The following is a 435-nucleotide window of genomic DNA, read 5'->3' as shown; positions in this document are numbered from 1 at the left end:
CTCGACGACTACCAGCAGTGGCTTGTCGACCTGCAGCGCCAGGAAAGCCAGCAGGACACGCCGGAAAAAGAGAGCGGCGGCAACAGCGCGCAGGCGCGCAAGGATCAAAAACGCCGCGAGGCGGAGTTCCGTACGCAGACCCAGCCGCTGCGCAAGCAGATCGCCAAGCTGGAACAGCAGATGGAAAAACTGGGCGCCGAACTGGCGGCGGTGGAGGAACAGCTGGCGGATCCCGCGCTGTACGACATCAGCCGCAAGGCCGAGTTAACCGACTGCCTGCAAAAGCAAAGCCAGGCCAAATCCGCGCTGGAAGAGACGGAAATGACCTGGCTGGATGCGCAGGAACAGCTGGAGCAGTTAACGCAGGCGTTCGAAGCCTAAGCCTCAGGCCTTGTAAAAAGGCCTATCCCCCAGAATGGTCGCGCGGTGCATGAT

Annotated in this window: 1 protein-coding gene; it reads left to right on the top strand. The window is 61.4% G+C overall.

The features are described 5' to 3' along the window. Positions 1-381: ATP-binding cassette domain-containing protein (locus KHA85_RS20305; RefSeq protein ID WP_213186684.1), on the top strand; the 381-nt coding region annotated here is incomplete at its 5' end. Between the last annotated feature and the right edge of the window lie 54 nt (positions 382-435).

Origin of the sequence: Dietzia massiliensis (genome assembly GCF_018390595.1) — a bacterium.
In the GTDB taxonomy this organism is placed as follows: Bacteria; Actinomycetota; Actinomycetes; order Mycobacteriales; family Mycobacteriaceae; genus Dietzia; species Dietzia massiliensis.
This window is presented reverse-complemented; position numbering and strand designations above follow the sequence as displayed.